General features: G+C 72.1%; 14 protein-coding genes and 1 pseudogene. 3 read left to right on the top strand and 12 right to left on the bottom strand.

All coding sequences use genetic code 11. The annotated features are described in order from the left end of the window. Positions 1–2: 2 nt before the first annotated feature. From AC067A_RS33825 to AC067A_RS33785, 9 genes are all read right to left on the bottom strand, one after another. Complete coding sequence (locus AC067A_RS33825; protein ID WP_479247028.1) at positions 3–1,313, bottom strand: cation:proton antiporter; 1,311 nt, start codon at positions 1,311–1,313, stop codon at positions 3–5. Positions 1,314–1,315: 2 nt separating this feature from the next. After that, positions 1,316–2,572, bottom strand: a complete 1,257-nt coding sequence (locus AC067A_RS33820; protein ID WP_479246958.1) for a hypothetical protein — start codon at positions 2,570–2,572, stop codon at positions 1,316–1,318. Next, positions 2,569–4,011, bottom strand: coding sequence for a hypothetical protein (locus AC067A_RS33815; RefSeq protein WP_479246956.1), 1,443 nt, complete (start codon positions 4,009–4,011; stop codon positions 2,569–2,571). Before AC067A_RS33815 ends, AC067A_RS33820 begins: the two co-directional genes overlap by 4 nt. 63 nt (positions 4,012–4,074) lie before the next feature. After that, positions 4,075–5,274 (bottom strand): acetylornithine deacetylase, encoded by a 1,200-nt coding sequence (gene argE / locus AC067A_RS33810; RefSeq protein WP_479246954.1) that lies wholly within the window; start codon positions 5,272–5,274, stop codon positions 4,075–4,077. Positions 5,275–5,365: 91 nt separating this feature from the next. Next, entirely contained in the window at positions 5,366–6,295 is a 930-nt protein-coding gene (locus tag AC067A_RS33805; protein ID WP_479246952.1) for a TauD/TfdA dioxygenase family protein, read from the bottom strand. Then, a complete protein-coding gene (locus tag AC067A_RS33800; RefSeq protein WP_479246950.1) occupies positions 6,295–6,798 on the bottom strand; it encodes a GNAT family N-acetyltransferase in 504 nt (167 codons plus the stop codon). Before AC067A_RS33800 ends, AC067A_RS33805 begins: the two co-directional genes overlap by 1 nt. A 135-nt stretch (positions 6,799–6,933) precedes the next feature. After that, a complete protein-coding gene (locus AC067A_RS33795; protein ID WP_479246948.1) occupies positions 6,934–7,842 on the bottom strand; it encodes a phytanoyl-CoA dioxygenase family protein in 909 nt (302 codons plus the stop codon). Positions 7,843–7,920: 78 nt separating this feature from the next. After that, positions 7,921–9,060, bottom strand: coding sequence for a transcriptional regulator (locus tag AC067A_RS33790; protein ID WP_479246946.1), 1,140 nt, complete (start codon positions 9,058–9,060; stop codon positions 7,921–7,923). A gap of 346 nt (positions 9,061–9,406) precedes the next feature. After that, positions 9,407–10,561: an ATP-grasp domain-containing protein gene (locus tag AC067A_RS33785; protein ID WP_479246944.1), complete on the bottom strand. Its 1,155-nt coding sequence runs from the start codon at positions 10,559–10,561 to the stop codon at positions 9,407–9,409. Positions 10,562–10,994: 433 nt separating this feature from the next. Here AC067A_RS33785 and AC067A_RS33780 point away from each other — a divergent pair, with 433 nt between their 5' ends. From AC067A_RS33780 to AC067A_RS33770, 3 genes are all read left to right on the top strand, one after another. Beyond that, positions 10,995–12,305 (top strand): ATP-grasp domain-containing protein, encoded by a 1,311-nt coding sequence (locus tag AC067A_RS33780; RefSeq protein WP_479246942.1) that lies wholly within the window; start codon positions 10,995–10,997, stop codon positions 12,303–12,305. Beyond that, positions 12,302–13,564, top strand: a complete 1,263-nt coding sequence (locus AC067A_RS33775; protein WP_479246940.1) for an MFS transporter — start codon at positions 12,302–12,304, stop codon at positions 13,562–13,564. Before AC067A_RS33780 ends, AC067A_RS33775 begins: the two co-directional genes overlap by 4 nt. A 132-nt stretch (positions 13,565–13,696) precedes the next feature. Then, complete coding sequence (locus AC067A_RS33770; protein ID WP_479246938.1) at positions 13,697–14,482, top strand: SDR family NAD(P)-dependent oxidoreductase; 786 nt, start codon at positions 13,697–13,699, stop codon at positions 14,480–14,482. A 216-nt stretch (positions 14,483–14,698) separates the two neighbouring features. Here AC067A_RS33770 and AC067A_RS33765 read toward each other — a convergent pair. The 3 genes and pseudogenes from AC067A_RS33765 to murC all read right to left on the bottom strand — a co-directional run. Next, positions 14,699–14,914 (bottom strand): annotated as a pseudogene (locus tag AC067A_RS33765) (SUKH-3 domain-containing protein); the annotation flags it as partial. Positions 14,915–14,944: 30 nt separating this feature from the next. After that, complete coding sequence (gene msrB, locus AC067A_RS33760) at positions 14,945–15,352, bottom strand: peptide-methionine (R)-S-oxide reductase MsrB (RefSeq protein ID WP_479246936.1); 408 nt, start codon at positions 15,350–15,352, stop codon at positions 14,945–14,947. A gap of 17 nt (positions 15,353–15,369) precedes the next feature. Further along, a complete protein-coding gene (gene murC, locus AC067A_RS33755; protein ID WP_479246935.1) occupies positions 15,370–16,770 on the bottom strand; it encodes a UDP-N-acetylmuramate--L-alanine ligase in 1,401 nt (466 codons plus the stop codon). Positions 16,771–17,006: the final 236 nt, after the last annotated feature.

The following is a 17,006-nucleotide window of genomic DNA, read 5'->3' as shown; positions in this document are numbered from 1 at the left end:
GTTCAGGCGGGCTGGGCGGTGAACTCCCGCTCCCGCTCGATCTCGGCGGTGGTCTTGGCCATCCGGCCTGTGGTGCGGCGCAGGATCGGCGGCGCCATCACGGAGGTGACCACCGCGACCAGCACCACGATGCTGTAGGAGGCCGAGGTGAGCACGCCGATCCGCAGGCCCACCGAGGCGAGCACGATCTCCACCACGCCGCGCGCGTTCAGCCCCGCGCCGACGGCCAGCGACTCGGCGCGGTCGAGCCGTCCGGCCCGGCCGCCGAGGTAGCCGCCGGCGAACTTCGCGCCGATGGCGACCAGCAGGGTGACCGCGCCGGCCAGCAGCACCTGCGGGTCCCGCAGCGCCGAGAGGTCCACCTGGAGGCCGGCGGTGGCGAGGAAGATCGGGGCGAGGACGGCCATCACGAAGGTGCGCATGGAGTCCAGCGAGCGGCGGCTCTCCGTGCCGAGCGAACCGATCACGATGCCGCACAGGAACGCGCCGAGAATCGGCTCCATGCCCAGCGCGTGGGTGCCCGCGGAGGACAGCACGATCAGCACCACGATGACCGCGACGCTGAGCTCCCGCCCGGCCGCGCGCTCCACCGGGCGCAGGATCCGCCGGATCAGCGGGCGGGCGACGAAGGCGGCGACGGCCAGCACCAGCAGCAGGTAGCCGACCGACTCGGCGACCACGCTCATCCGCAGCCCGAAGGTGGCCATCGCCGCGACCACGGACAGCAGCAGCCATCCGACGATGTCGCTGACCGCGGCCGAACCGATGATGATCTGGCCGACGTTGCGGTGCAGCAGCCCCATGTCCAGCAGGGTCTTGGCGATCACCGGAAGGGCGCTGACCGCGACCGCCACGCCCATGAACAGCGCGAAGGTCGGCCGGTCCCCCGGGTTCCCCAGCATCGCCGCGGGAAGCACGAAGCCGAGGCCGAAGCCGAGCGCCAGCGGCAGCAGCACGCTGCCGGCGCTCACCCAGGCGATCGCCCGCCGACGGCGGACCAGCAGCCCCAGATCGATGTGCGCGCCGGTGATCCCCACCAGCAGCAGCACGCCGAACTGGGCGACCGCGCCCAGCAGGTGCATCTGGCCGGGGTCGCGGGGCAGCAGCCAGTCGGAGAAGCCGGGGGCCAGGTTGCCGAGCAGCGAGGGGCCGAGCAGCACACCGGCGGTGAGCTCGCCCACCACGGCGGGCAGGCCGATCCGGACGGCAAGCCGGCCGAGGCCGGTCGCCACCCCGAGCAACAGGCCGATCTGCAGCAGCAGCACCAGCATGTGGTGGTGGTCGATGCCGGGAACAGGCGCGATGGCGAGCATCGTCACACCCCTCTCCGCACCGGCGCGCCGAGGTACAGGCCGCCCTGTTCCAAGGCCCGCAGCGCGTGGTAGTCGCGGTCCACGTCCGCCGGGTCCTCAGCGGCGAGGTAGACGTATCCGGGCGAGTTGATCAGGTCGGTGGTGGCTTCCAGCAGCGCACCGGGCCGGACGCCGTGGGTGAGGCCGACCAGCGTGGGCAGCGCCTCGAGCTCCGCCGTCCAGTCCAGCGAGCGCACCTCCCCCGCCTCGTGGTTGATCAGGGCGACGTTGCGCACCGCGCGGGACCAGGTGACGGCGCTGTCGTCGAAGGCGGCGAGCCGGTCCGGGTCGATCAGCGAGTCGGCGAAGAGCGCGGTCTGCGAGGTCCCGGAGAACTTCTCCACCAGGGCGGGCGAGGTGCCGCCGCCCAGCCGGGCGCCGGTCTCGATCAGCACCGGCCCGCGGGCGGTCATCATCACCTCGGTGTGGGCGGCCCCGGAGACCACGCCCAGCGCGTCCAGTGCCGCGGCGACGAAGGCGCGCAGCGGCGCGGCCTCGGCCGAGCCGACCGGCACCGGCTCCTCGTAGTCGTAGATCGGAAAGCCGGAGCCGCCGGTCCGCTTGGTGTAGCGCCACAGCTCGGCCACCCGGTGCACGCCCTCGTGCGAGACGGTGTTGGCGTAGTACTCGACGCCGCGCACCCGTTCCTGGACCAGCACCACGGCGTTGCGCTGCCCGTAGAGGTTGGCGGCGGAGAGCACCACCCGGCAGGCCTCGCGCACCTCGGCCGGGGTGCGGCAGAAGCGGACGTTGTCGGTTCCGGCGCTGCTCGGCGGCTTCACCACGGCCTCGCTCAGGCCGCGCTCCAGGTACCAGGCCTCGGCTTCGGCCGCGTCGTCGAAGGCCTCGCCGAGCGGGGTGGCCACCCCGGCGGCGGCCGCGACCCGGCCCATCAGCACCTTGTCGCGGCGGGCGGCGATGGTCTCGTGGCGGTTGCCCGGCAAGCCCATCAGGTGGGCGAGGGTGTCCGCCAGGATCACCCCGGACTCGGTGCCCGCCACCACCCTGCCGACGCCCAACCGGGTCAGTTCGGCGGCGAGCTCGGACGGCTCGCCGTCGCCGGCCAGGGTGGCCTCGTAGTCCCCGGGCTCGAACCCCCGGGTGAAGTACTCCGACATCTGCGGCGAGCTCTGCACATGGACGCAGGCGCTCCCCCGGTTGCGCAGCGCGGACACCAGCGCGCGTCCGGTCGAGTAGCCGTCGACGACCGCGATCCTCATGACGTCGGCCCGCCCGGCTCCGAGGACTCGTCCTCGTCACCCTTCTGGAACAGGGAGCAGGCGACCCGGGCCCCGCCGTTCATGCTGACCACGCCGACCTCCGGGTTGGTGCTGCCGCGCACCAGGCAGCCGTTGTAGCCGTCACCGCCGGTGACCTGGGGGTCGGTGGCGAAGACGCCCCAGTTGAGGTAGAGCTCCTGCGAGCCGCTGCCCTCGTTGGCGGGGAACAGCTCGGGCACCGGGCGGATCCGCCGCTGCACCACGTACGGGCCGTCCACGGCGGCCGCCAGCTGGGCCCGCCACTCCTCGGCGGAGACCGTCCAGCCGGGCACCACGCCGGTGCCGCCGTGCAGGAGGGTCGGCTTGAGGATCAGGTCGTGCTGCTCGGCCACCGCGTGCGCCACCAGGTCGATCTCCTGGCCGGCCTGGTCGGTGGCGGTGCGCCGCACGTGCCGGGTCCAGGGCAGGAAACGGTCGACGACCTCCCGCTCCTGGGCCGAGTAGGCGTGCCGGTTCTCGTCGTCGGAGAGCATCGCCAGCGCGCCCTTGTTGCCGTACAGCTCGGCGTCGAGGCGGCTGAACATGCCGATCCTGCCCTCCTCGAAGGCGCGGAGCACCGGGGCGACCAGCTCCGCGTCGGCGGGGGTGGCGATCTCCTCGACCAGGAAGAAGCGGTAGGCCACGTCGATGGTCCGGCCGTGCACCTCCAAGCGCCCGCCGCGCTCGGTGATCTGCCCGACGTGACAGGGGACGGCGTCGATGCCGAAGCCGTCGAAGAGCGCCGCCATCACCTTCAGCCGCGGCTCGTAGCTCTTGAAGCTCTCCGGCCAGTCGACCAGCGCGACCACCGGCCGACGGCTGCCGTCGCCCATGTGCGCGGCGCACTCGGCGAACAGGGTCTGCACGATGCCGTGCAGGGTGTCGACGTAGTCCAGCCGGTGCTCGGCGGCGAACTCGGCCAGCGCCGGGTGGGCCAGCATCGCCCGGCAGATGTCGGCGTTCTCGAAGCCGCCGAGCGCGCTGGTGATGTTGAGCTCCAGCAGCTTGAAGCCGTCCGCGTCGCGGTAGCAGTCGGAGCGGGCCAACGGGAGCAGCGGCTGCCCGGCCTTGGTGGCCCGCTCGACCACCGACGCCTGGGTCTCGGTCATCCCGACCGCGCGGGCCAGGGCGCCGGCGTCGCCGCCGAACAGCCGCTCGGGGAGCTGGGTCAGCAGGGTGTGCACGGTGCCCAGGTCGGCGGCCAGCCGGGCCCGTTCGGCGGCCGAGACGAAGACCGGGGCGGGGAGGTAACGGCCCCGGTAGGCGACCGCGACCAGCTCGTCGGCGACGACCTGCCGCATCAGCTCCTCGGGGCCGGCGCCATGCCGGGCGAGGTGCGCCAGGTAGTCCGCGCCCAGCCCGGAACGGGGGACGAGCGGGGCGTGCGAAGGCTGGGTCATGGGGGCTCTCTTCTCGGTCGGCTTGGCGGTACGGGGCACCGGGGTACGGCGCGGGGGCTCCGCTCAGGGAGTCGCCGCGATCGCCTGCAGGTGCGCCAGACAGCGCCGCAGCTGATCCAGCGGGACGAACTCGTCGGCGGTGTGGGCCTCGCTGATGAAGCCCGGGCCGCACACCACGGTCGGCAGCCCGGCGATGCCCCGGATCAGCCCGGCCTCGGTCCCGAACGGCACGTACTCCGGCGCGGTGTCCTGCCCGGCCGCCGCCGAGGCGCGGGCGATGAAGGCGTGGTCCGGCTCCATCGCGAAGGAGGGGGTGTCGGAGAGCTGCTCCAGCTCGGCCTCGGCCGGCGCGTAGCGCTTGCGCATCGCGGCCAGCAACTCGCCCTCGGTGTACCGGCGCAGCTCCTCGGCGATGTCCGCGCAGGGGTGGTCGGGCACGTTGCGGATCTCCAGCTCCACGGTGCAGCCGCCCGGCACGATGTTGGCCTTGAGGCCGCCGTCGATCCGGCCGACGTTGATCCAGGAGTGGCCGATGGAGAACCGCTCGTCGTACGGACCGGAGTCGCGGAAGCGCTCGTTGAGCGACTCGGCGAAGCCGATGAACTCGGCGGCCGACACGATGGGGTTGGCGGTCTGGGAGGCGAGCGCGGCGTGCTTGGGCTCGCCGGTCAGCCGCAGCCGGTAGTTCTGCTTCCCCTTGTGGCCGACCACCACCCGCATGCCGGTGGGCTCGCCCACCACGCAGCCGGTCACCTCGCCGGTCCAGGTCCGCATCTCCTCGACCAGGCTGCGAGCGCCGACGCAGCCCACCTCCTCGTCGTAGGTGAGGACCAGGGTGACCGGGATCGGCAGCGCCTGCTGGTCGACGGTGGACAGCAGCGCCAGACAGCAGGCCAGGAAGCCCTTCATGTCGGCGGTGCCGCGGCCGATCGCCCGGTCCTCGGTCACCCGCAGCGTGAACGGGTCGGCCGTCCAGGCCTGCCCGGTCACCGGGACGGTGTCGGTGTGGCCGGACCAGACGATGCCGCGCCGCCCGTCACCGGCCGGGCCGGCCGTGGCCACCAGGTTGGCCTTGGACCGGTCCTCGTCGAAGTGCAGGTGGCTTTCGATGCCGTTGGCCGACAGCAGGTCCTGGACGTAGCCGATCAGTTCCAGGTTGGAGTGGTGGCTCGTGGTGTCGAAGCCCACCAGCCGCTCGAGGATGCCGAGCATGCGGTCGTACAGCTCGTTGTCGGTGCACTTGACCGGGAATCCCGAAGACATGATGACTCGCTGACGCGTGGAGGACGGACTGAGGAGGGGAGCGGGGCACCCGCCCGGAACCGGGCGCCCCGCAGGGGTGACCGACGGACCGTCAGTCGGAGGAGTTCGGCGAGCGCCGGCTGTGGCCCACCTCGGGGAGCGAGGGGGTGACCGCGGAACCGGACGTGGTCAGCCGCAGCAGCCGCCGGACGTGCTTCTCGTCGAGGTCCTTGGTGGTGGCCGAGTGCAGCACGCAGCGGTTGTCCCAGACCACCACGTCGAGGGGGCTCCACCTGTGGCGGTAGACGAAGTCGTCGCTCGTGATGTGGGCGATCAGTTCCTCGATCAGCGCGGTGCTCTCGTCCTCCGGCAGGCCTTCGATGCCGATCACGCTGCCGATGATGCGCGGCTGGATGAACAGCGTCTCGCGCCCGGTGTCCGGGTGCCGGCGCACCAGCGGGTGGGTGATCTCCGGGGTCTGCTTGCGCTCCTCGGGGCCGATGTACTTCCAGCGGGCCCACGGGTCCTCGCGGTCCGGCGACCAGCGGTACTGGTGGCGCACCCGGAGCGTGCGCAGGTACGCCTTGCGCTCCTCCGGCAGCGCCGCGAAGGCGGCCTCGGCGTCGGCGAACAGGGTGTCGCCGCCGGCGGTGTCGGGGATCTCCAGGCCGTGCAGCATGGTCGCGCTGCCGGGCACCAGCTTGTACGAGTAGTCCGAGTGCCAGCCCTGGCCGGAGGTCTTCATCTCCTTGTTCCGGCCCGGCTCGTTCTGGTTGGACAGCCAGGTGAGGGTCGGCTCCTCGGGGTGGCGGAGCTTGAGCACGTGGTGCTCCTCCGGGCGCCCGAAGATGGTGCCGAATTCGGCGAAAGTGCGGGCCGATATGTCCTGGGCGCGGAACACCAGGACCTTGTGCTCCAGGTACGTCTCGTAGATCGCCCGACCCGCTTCTCGGATGGTCTCCGAGGTGAGGTTCGGAGACTTCACCTCCGCGGCGAAGGTGGCGGCGAGGCGGTTCGCTATGGGCGTGTGTTCGAGGGCCACTACTGTGCACTCCCGTTTCGGTCGGCAGCCGGGTTCAGGTCTTTGATGAAGAAGACGCGACGCGCATTCACGGTCTCCTCGGAATGCGTGTACACGTAGTCGAGCCCTTTATAAAAGGCTATGTTGTCGCTCATTTCGGCGCGGGTCCACAGCCGGACCCCGCGCAGATTCTCGTCCCGCGCCATTTCCTCGACCAGGGAAACCAGCCGCCGACCTATTCCGCGCCCCTGATGGGCCGGCCGGACGGCGAGATTGCGCAGGATCAGATGCGGATCACTGGGCTCCACCGTCACCATTCCGAGCACCTCGTCCGCCTCCACCGCGAGATAGGTGCGGCCCGCGGCGGCGACCTTCTCGTAGTCGAGCAGTATCGGCGCCGGCGGCTCGTCCAGCTCGGCCAGGTATTTCCCGTACGCCTCGCGCGCTATCTCGGCCAGTTGCCCGCCGTCGGCAGGCACAGCCGGTCGCAGCGTGATCCGGGTGCCGTTCCCGACGCTTGCCATGGGTCTTCCAGTCCTTGTCTCTGGGGGCGGTCCGCGGTGTTCGGCGACGTTTCGCGGCGTTCTCCGGGCAGCGCGACGGCCCGCACGGGCATCGGGGTCCGAGGGGGATCCCGATGCCCGTGCGGGAGGTGCGGCTCAGGCCAGGGTGCGGGCCTCGCGGGTGCCGTCGAAGTGCGGGCTCTCGTAGACCCGGTCGCCGTCCGCCTTGCCGACGATCTCGTTGAAGTCGCTGCCCACGTTGTAGTCGAAGGTCACCCGCGGGAAGGCGAGCGCCTCGACCCGGGACTGGTCCCAGCGGGCGTCGATCGAGGAGAAGCGCAGCGCGTAGGCCAGCCGGGAGGAGATGGGGCCCTCGCCCAGCGGGACGCTGCGGTGCAGCACGTACTTGTCGAAGATCAGCGCGTCACCGGGCGCGAAGTCGTCCTCGACCGCGGAGAAGTCGAGCAGCGGCTTGATCTCCGGCGAGTTGAGGAGGTTGTTCTTCAGCTTGTGGAAGTCGTCGTAGCCGATTTCCTTGCCGGCCTCGATCTCGTTGCGCATGAAGTCCGGCAGCATGTTGATGTGCTGGTAGACGAACTCGCCCGAGAACACGCTCTTGGAGACGTACTTCATGCCGCCGGCCTGCTCATCGGCCCGGATTTCGGTGAGCGGGGTCCAGATGGTGAAGCCGAGGTCCTCGCGGCGCTGGAAGCCGAAGCTCTGGGTTCCGACGTGCCAGGGGAAACCGGTGCTCTTGTTCTTCTCCAGCTCGAATCCGAGGCCCTGGGTGAAGAACAGCTGCGCACCGGTGAGCTGCTTCATCGCGGCGGAGAAGGCCGGGTCACCCATGAGCGAGAGGATCGTCGGGTCGTCGTTCCCGATGTCGTACTTCAGCTTGCTGAAGCCGGCGCCGTAGTTGTCGGTCGGCGACGTCACCTGGGAACCGCTGAGGCTCCGCATGTGCTCGACGAGTTCCTGGGAGAAGATTCCCTTGAGCTTCAGGAATCCGTGCTCCCTGAAGCTTTCTACGTCCTCGTCGCTGATCGCGAAGTCTGGGTTGATCATGACCGCTCCCCGTCCAATTTTTTTCCGGCGCTTCCGCGACATTATCAGCGGACCCAACGGGAACGAAAGATTCCGTGTTTAATCCCGGAACCCCCCCGGACGCTGCATTTTTCGGAAATCGTCGGCCGGACGGGCAGGAGCCAACTGCTGGGCGAACTCCAGCCAACTGGCGGCGTACTGCCACGCCAGATCGGCCACCAGCGTGGCGCGGTGCGGCGGGACGGCGGAGCTCAGTCCGGACCACTCGGCGGCGGCGTTCTGCTGGAGCAGGCGCAGCAGGTGCCGGCCCTCCTCCTTCAGCCGCAGCGAGGGGTCGCGCAGCAGCTTCTCCAGCAGTTGGGCGGGAGTGGGCGGGGGCAGCGCGGGCGCGGCCGGGGCGAGCGCCACCGGCGCCGGGGCCGCCCGGAGCACCCAGGCGTCCTTCGGCCGCAGCGCTGTCGGCACGGGGCGGTCCGACGCCTCGTCCCGCGGTCCGCCGCTGCGCGACGCGGTGCCCGCTTCGCCGTCGCCGGCCGGCAGACGGCCGGCCTGGAGGCGTTTGCGCACGTCGCTCGCGGTGGCCGGGGAGATCCCTGCGACCAGGGCGATCTCCCGCAGTGAGGCGTGCGGGTTCTCGGCGATGAACTCGGCGGCCCGCCGCCTGCCCTCGGCGCTGCTGAGCGGTCGGACCCGCCCGTCGCGCCCGACGCGGGTGTTCAACTGCGGATCTGCGTCAGTTGAACGCAGCCGGATGCCGGCCACCGTCTTGGCGCCCAGCCCGGACACCCGGGCGATCGCACGGTCGGACATCCGGGGGTGCGAGGCGATGATCCGCTCGGCCGCCGCCCGCCGGTCAGCCAGCGAGAGCGGCAGGCCGTGCGCGGTGTTCGCTTCCACGGCACGCAGGAAGGCGTCCTCGGCCGACCCTTCGAAGAACTCGACGTCGATGGTCTCCTGCCCCCGGACGCAGGCCGCCAGCAGGCGGTGCATGCCGTCGATGACGCGCATGTCGGACCGGCGCACCAGGATCGGCGGCAGCGGCCCGTCCACGTCGGCGAGCCGACGCGCGTGCTCCCGGTCGAGCCCGTCCGAGCGCGGCGACTCACCGGGCAACAGTGCGGACACCGGGACGGCGGTCACCCTCGCCGCCTGCACCTCGGCCAGTGCGGCGACGGCGGCCTGACGACCCGTCGGTGCGAGAGAGGCCGGAACGAGCGCCCCGGCGCGCGACTGCGACATTTCACGCACCCCGCGAGTCGGTACGGGCTGGATGCCACGAAAGTTCCGGGCACGGCATTGCTGTCGCCTTTCTTCCGCCGATTGCGGGATTGCGCCCGCCGGGCCTTGTGGGCCCGACGGGTCATACGAGTCGAGGAACTGACCGGCACACCCCGTCGCGTGGCGCTGTCCGGCTGCCGATCGGCCCGCACCCCAGTCCCACGCGACAAGCACGAAGCCTGCACATGTTCTTCTCTCGTGCGGGTGTTGTCGAGATCTACATCCATATCCTGCACACCGACACCCGCGCAGGCCCGAGTTCAAGACAACGTCAAGTCGGCTTTCAGCCTGATCTGTTACCGACGAGTCACTCCACCGGTCGGGTGGTGACCACCTGGACCGCGGTCAGCTCGGCCACCGCGGCGGCGCACTCGGCCACCCCGTCAGCCGCCAGGGTGGCCACCCCGAGCCGGTCCGCCGAGGAGCGCAGCGGCTGCACCAGGTCCCCCACCGACACCGAGACCTCCCAGTCCACCACCCGGCCGCAGCCCAGCTCGGGCTGCTCGGCGACCCGCTCCACCAGGCCCGGCGCCGCGGTGAAGAACACCTTGGCCGCGGCGGCCGCGGCGGCCTCCTCGCGGCGCAGGCCCTCGCCGAGCGGCCAGCCGAGCGCGGTCCGCCGCCAGTTGATCCCGGTGGTCAGCCGCACCAGTTCGGCGATGCCGTCGCCACCGGGCCGGTTGTGCGTCTCGATCACGACGACCTGCTCACCGTCGAGTTTCACCTCGGTGTGGCTCGGGCCGTCCGTCAGACCCACCGCGTCCAGCAGCTCGGCCACCGCGCGCTCCACCGACCGCCGGCCGGCGGCGTCCAGCGAGGGCGCCGGCATCAGGTGGCTGACCTCGACGAAGCCGTCCGTCGTGCCCTTCTCGGCGATCCCGACCACGGTGTGCCGACCGCCCTCGGAGAAGGCCTCGACGCTGAACTCACGCCCGCCGACGAACTGTTCCAGCAGGGTCCCGCCGGTGCGGCACTCCGGCGCGAGCTGCTCGGAGCGCTCCAGCAGCTGGATCGCCATCGAGCCCGCGCCGTCCACCGGCTTGGCCACCACCAGCGGGTGCCCGGCGAACAGCCGAGCCACCGCTTCGGCGTCGTCGCCGGCGGCGAAGGCCGGGTTCAGGTGCGGCGCCCTGCGCTCGAGGATGCGCCGCATCTCCAGTTTGTCCCTGGTGGCGCGCACCACGGCCGGCGAGAAGCCGCGGCAGCCGAGCCGCTCGTTCGCGACCGCGGCCGGTTCCAGACCCAGCTCGGTCAGCGAGACCACGGCGGTCGGAGCCAGCGGTCGGAGCGTCGAATCCACGAACGCGCGAAAGTCCGAATCCCGTCGGAAGTCGACGGTGAGGAACGGCACGCTCCCCTCCCGCGCGGGAGTACCGGGCAGCTGGACGTGAACAACGTCACCCGGCAGCGTCTCGGCTGCCCGGGCGACCTCCGGGTTGGCCCCGATGACGATCAGGGTCACGGCGACACCCTCCGGGTTCGGGCACTGCGAAACATCCCCCACACACGCTTTCTCGAGATCCGTCCGGCCGAGCGATCGCTCGAAGCCGTTGACGCGGCGTCATGAGAGCAGTGGCGCGGAGCGGGTGTCAACGACCGCCGGCCTCTCCAGGGAAGCCCGGGAGTCCACGCGATCCGCGCGCTCCACCGATACGCGGCGGAGGCGGGGGGCACACCTGACAGACTTGACCGAACCTGGTCGAGGTCGGACCGTTTCAGGTACCGTCCTGGACGATCGCGGGGGCGCATCCGGCGTACCGTCACGTCCGAGACGCAGCAATCCCTCTTGCCGCAGTGTTCGCGCCCTGCGCTGCTCCACTCCTGTTCGTCTCGGCGTGGTGACAGCCGCTCCTCACCGATCTCCGCCCTTCCTCCCAGTGACCGAGGCACTCCTGATGTCCCTGAGCGACACCGTCACCCATGTACTGGTCGGCTACGGCGCCTGGATCCTGCCCGAGCTCGAGGAACGCCTCCCGGAGCGGTCGGTGCTGATCCTTGAGGAGCCGAGCGTCATCGCCGCCCGCGGCGCACACGAACTGGCCGCCCGATTCCGCTGCGTGGCCGCCCTGATCGAGGCCCCGGTCCAGGACGAGGAACACCCGGAACGGCTCGTCGCCGCCCTTCCCCGGCCGCGGAACGTGCAGGCCGTCATCCCCGCCGTCGAGTACACCGTGGTCGCCGCCGCCGCGCTCGCCGACTCCTGGGGTCTGCCCGGGGCCGGGCTCACCGCCGCCCGGGTCTTCCGCGACAAGGCCCGGCTGCGCACCGTCGCCGACGAGGCCGGTATCCCCCAGCCCCGGTGGGCCTCCGTCCACGGCCCCGACGAGGTGGAGCGCTTCCGCGCCGAGCACGGCGCCGCCTGCGTGATCAAGCCGGCCAACCGCCAGGCCAGCCTCGGCGTTCAGCTGCTCGAGCCCGAGGACGACGCCCACGCCCTCTGGGAGCACACCGCCGGGGCCAGCGAGACCCGCCAGCGCGCCCAGTACGAAGGCGCCGACCGCTACCTGGTCGAGCAGCGCGTCTACGGGCCCGAGGTCAGCGTCGAGGCCCTCGTCCATCAGGGCGTGGTCGGCTTCCGCAACATCACCGCCAAGACCGTCCAGGGCTCCCGCCACCCCGTCGAACTGGCCCACGCCGTCCCCGCCGGACTGCCCGCCGCCACCGAGACCGCGCTGCACGACGCCGTCCAGCAGCTCGCCACCGCCGCCGGCTTCCGCGACGGCGTGCTGCACGCCGAGTGGATACTCGGTGAGGGCGGCCCCTACCTGGTGGAGTGCGCGGCCCGGCTGCCCGGGGACGGCATCTCCGTCCTCATCTCGCTCGCCTACGGCGGCAACTTCGTCGGCGACCTGCTCGGACTGCTCGAAGGCCACGGGCCGGTCCCGTCGCGGGAGCCGGTGGCCGGAGCGGCGGTGCGCTTCCTCAGCGCCGCCCCCGGCCTGGTCGAGGCCGTCCAGGGCGAGGAGGAGGCGCGGCAGGCCAAGGGCGTGCACCAGGTCCAGCTGGCCGTCGCCGCCGGCGACACCGTCAGGCCCACCACCAGCTCCTGGGAGCGGGCCGGACAGATCATCGCCACCGGCGCGGACGGGCCCGAGGCCGCCGCCCACGCGCTGGCCGCGGCCGACCGCATCACCGTCCGCTCGGTGGAGGCGCCCGCTCCTGTCTCCGGCTCCGCTCCCACGGCCTTCGAGGGCGACCGGTCGTGAAGCTGCCCTCCGTCGCCGACTACGTCCCGGCCACCCCCGCCGGGCGGACCTTCGCCCTCACCGCGCTGATCAGCTCGGTCGGCACCGGCCTCTTCCTGGCCGGCTCCACCGTCTTCTTCATCCGCTACGTCGGCCTCAGCAACGCCCAGATCGGCCTCGGCCTCGCCGTCGCCGCCGGCTTCGGCTTCCTCGCCACCGTCCCGGTCGGCGTCATCGGCGACCGCTTCGGGGCGCACCGCACGCTCATCGGCACCCAACTCTGGCGAGCGGGCTGTTTCGTCGGCCTGGTCTTCGTCGACGGACCGCTGTCCTTCGTCGTCGTCGCCTCCTGCATGGCCGCCGCCGAAGGCTCCACCCCGCCCCTCACCCAGGCCGTGGTCGCCGAGACCACCGGCCCCGAGGACCGGGTCCGCACCATGGCGATCATCCGCACCGTCCGCAACGTCGGCTTCTCGCTCGGCGCGCTGCTCGCCGCTCCCCTGTTGTCCGCCTCCAGCACCACCGCGTACCGGGGCATCGTGCTCGGCAACGCGCTCGCGTTCCTCATCTCCGCAGGGCTGCTGTTGCGGCTGCGACTGCCGAAGAGTGCCGTCGCCCGCTCCTCGCGCAGCGCACTGCGCGCGATCCGCGGCTTCCGCGACTGGCGCTACGTCACCCTCGCCGGACTCAACGGCGCGCTCTCCCTGCACATGACCATCCTCTCGGTCGGCATCCCGCTGTGGACCGTCCAGGCCACCAAGGCACCCGCCGCGATCGTCCCGATCCTGGTGTTCACCAACACGGTGCTCGCGGTCCTCCTCCAGGTCCCCTTCTCCAAGGGGGCCGACGACTCCACCGGAGCGGGGCGGGCGCTGTGGCGCGGCGGGCTGGCGCTGGCCGGCTGCTGCATCGCCTTCGCGCTGGCCCAGGGGACGAGCGCCGTCGTGGCGGTCGGGGTACTGGCCGCCGGCTGCGTACTGCTCACCTTCGGCGAGCTCTGGCAGGCCGTCGGCGGCTGGCAGCTCTCCTACCTCTACGCCCCCGAGGAGCAGAAGGCCACCTACCTCTCGGTCTTCAACCTCGGCTCGACCGGCCAGGGCATCATCGGCCCCAGCATCGTCACCACCGTCGTCATCGGCACCGGCCGGATCGGCTGGATCGGGCTCGCCGTCTTCTTCGTCCTCGCCGCTGCCCTGGTCCGCCCCGTCATCACCCTCCTCGACCGGGCCCCGCGCCCCACTCCCGTCGACGACCTCGCCCCCGAATCCCTCTCCCCCTGACGTCCGTTCCGCCCCGCCGGCCGCCTCCGGGCCGGGCAGGTCCGCGGTCCGTGGGCCCCTGTGTCAAGATGCGGGACCGGCCCTCCACCGCACACGGACGGGCCGGTGACGTACGACACCAGGAGCGACACGATGACCGCCACCCCCGCCCTCCACCTCTCCGAGCTGTTCTCGCTCGACGGGCGCATCGCCCTCGTCACCGGTGGCAGTTCCGGCATCGGCCGGGCCGTCGCCGGGGCGCTGGCCCGGGCCGGGGCCTCGGTGGTCGTCCTGGCGCGCGGGGAGGACGAGCTCGTCGCGACGGTGGACGAGTTGACGGCCGAGGGCTGTCGGGCGGCCTGGGTGAGCGCCGACCTGAGCACCCGCGAGGGGATCAGGGCCGGGGCGGAGGCGGCGGCCGCCGTCTTCGGCGAGCCCGACATCCTGGTCAACTCCGCCGGCGTCAACCTCCGGCCCCCTTTCGGCGAGTTGGGCGAGGACGTCTGGGACACCACGATGACCGTGAACCTGGAGGCACCGTTCCTCCTCGGTCAGCGGTTCGGCCCCGGCATGGCCGAGCGCGGCTTCGGCCGGATCATCCACATCACCTCCCAGCAGGCGCACCGCGCCTTCGTCCAGAGCGGCGCGTACGGGGTCTCCAAGGGCGCCCTCGAGTCCCTCGCCCGCTCCCAGGCCGAGGCCTGGTCCCCGTACGGCGTCACCGCCAACACCCTGGTCCCCGGCTTCGTCATGACCCCGCTCAACCGCCGCCTCTCCTCCGACCCCGAGAAGGTCGCCGCCCTCGCCGCCCGCACCATGGTCGGCCGCAACGGCCTCCCCGGCGACTTCGCCGGCGCCGCCGTCTTCCTCGCCGGCCCCTCCTCCGCCTACATCACCGGCCACTCCCTCTTCGTGGACGGCGGCTTCTCCGTCCACTAGGGCCCGTCCGACCCTTCCCGTCGGATCAGGCCGGGTCGTTCGGCGCGTGCGGTCGGCGAGGTGGCGGGCCTCCTGGACGAGGGTCTCGCGCCGCTGCTCGGGGGTGAGGTGGCTGACGTCGAGGGGTCGGTGCGGTGGTGGCGCACGGTGCCGGCCTTCGTCGACTTGCCCGTGGTCTTGCCGTGGATGCCTACGCTGAGGGTGTCGAGCCGGGTGGAGGTGGTCGCCGCGCCGGGCGTCGATGGTCAGCCGTAGGCCCGCGTGCTCGGTGAGGAAGTCCGTGGCGGAAGGGAACGGCTCCAGGGGGAAGCCCTTCCGCCGGGAGTCCTCGGTGACCTCCGCCAGGATCGCCGGTACGAGACCGGCGACGTCCCGGCCGGGGAACCATCCGTGCTCCCCGAACCAGGCGTCGACGTCCTGCGCGGTCTCCATGCGCGGCACGGGGCCCGCTCTCCTGCGGCGTCAGCCCTCGCTCGGCTCCAGCCGCAGCGAGATCGAGTTGATGCAGTAGCGCTGGTCCGTCGGGGTCGGGTAGCCCTCGCCCTCGAAGACGTGGCCCAGGTGCGAGCCGCAGCGGGCGCAGCGCACCTCGGTGCGGATCATGCCGTGGGAGGTGTCGGCGATCAGCTCGACGGCCTCGCTGTCCTTCGGGTCGAAGAAGGACGGCCAGCCGCAGTGGGACTCGAACTTCTCGTTCGAGGTGAAGAGCTCCGCTCCGCAGGCCCGGCAGGAGTAGACGCCCTGGGTCTTCGTGTCCGTGTACTCACCGCGGAAGGCGGGCTCCGTGCCGGCCAGCCGGAGCACCTGGTACTCCGACGGGCTCAGCTGCGCCTGCCATTCCTCGTCGGTCTTCTCGACCTCGTACGCCATCGTTCCGCTCCCTCGGCTCAGCTCGACGGGCGGGCGAGCCGGTCCAGGATCCTCGGACCGAGGTCCGTGACGTCGCCCGCGCCCATGGTGAGAACGAGATCGCCGGGGCCCGCCATTCCCGCGACGGCGTCCGGCACGGCGTCCTTGTCGTGGACGGCCGTCACGTCGGCGCCCGCGGCACGGGCCGCCGTGATGATCAGCTCGCTGGTGATGCCCGGGATCGGGTCCTCGCGGGCCGGGTAGATGTCGAGGACGACGGAGGCGTCGGCGAGGGCCAGCGCGTCGCCCATCTCCTTGCCCAGCTCCTGGGTGCGGGAGAACAGGTGGGGCTGGAAGACGACCAGGAGGCGGGAGGCCCCGGCGGCGCCGCGCATGGCCTCCAGGTCGGCGGTCATCTCGGTGGGGTGGTGCGCGTACGAGTCGATGACCTGGACGCCGTTCGCCTCGCCCTTGAGCTGGAGGCGGCGGCCGACGCCGGTGTAGGCGGTGAGGGCCTGGGCGAGCTCGGCCGGGTCGATGCCGACGCGGGCGCCGGCGGCGAGGGCCGCGGCGGCGTTGTGGGCGTAGTGGCGGCCGGGGACGGAGACGGTGAAGGTGTGCTCGGCGCCGTCGAGGGCGACGGTCACCTCGCTCTTCATCCCGTTCGGGACGATCTTCAGGATGCGGGCGTCGGAGTCCTCGGACTCTCCCACCGTGACGACGTCCAGGCCGTCGCGGTCCGCGACCCTGCGGGCGAGTTCGCGGGCGCCCGCGTGCTCGCCGACGACCAGGGTGCCGCCGGGGCGGATCTTGGCGGTGAAGGCCTCGAAGGACTCGTAGATCTCGTCCAGGGAGGCGTAGTTCGCGTGGTGGTCCAGCTCGACGTTGAGGACGATCGCGACCTCGGGGTCGTACTTCTGGAAGCTGCGGTCGCTCTCGTCGGCCTCGGCGACGAAGACCTCGCCGGCGCCGTGCGCGGCGTTGGTGCCGGGGCCCGCGAGGTCGCCCCCGATGGCGTACGACGGGTCGAGACCGAGCTCGGTGAGCGCGACGGCCAGCATCGAGGTGGTCGTCGTCTTGCCGTGCGTACCGGCGACGGCGATCGCGCGCAGCCCGTCCATGAGGGAGGCGAGCGCGTCGGAGCGGTGCACCACGGGAATGCCGAGTTCGGCGGCGCGGGCCAGCTCCGGGTTGTCGGCGCGGATCGCGCTGGAGACGACGACGGCCGAGGCGTCGTCCGCGAGGTGCTCGGCCGCGTGCCCGATGTGCACGGTCACGCCCAGCGCCCGCAGCGCCTCCGCGGTGGGGGACTCCTTGGCGTCGCTGCCGGCGACCTTGGCGCCGCGCTGGGCCAGGATCTTCGCGATGCCCGACATTCCGGCACCGCCGATGCCGATGAAGTGCGGCCGTTCCATGGCGGCGGGAATGGCGGGTGCCATGCGGTTCTCTCCCCGGGTGCGTCTGCGTCTCGTGTCCGTCTGTTGCGCACGCAACAGGCAGGTCCCACCCTAATGGCTCGCCGTCCGCCCGCCCGGACGGGCGGACGGGCGGGGGGGGGGCCCCCCCCCCGGGGGGGGGGCCCCCCCCGGGGGGGGGGGGCGGGGGGGGGGGGGGGCGGGCCGGGAGCGCCAGGGCCCATAGGGGCGGGGGGGGCCCGGGAGGGGGTGGGCCCCGG

The organism is Streptomyces sp. NPDC043176 (assembly GCF_056436715.1).
The sequence above is the reverse complement of the archived record's forward strand: the minus strand, read 5'-3'. Positions and strand labels throughout refer to the sequence as shown.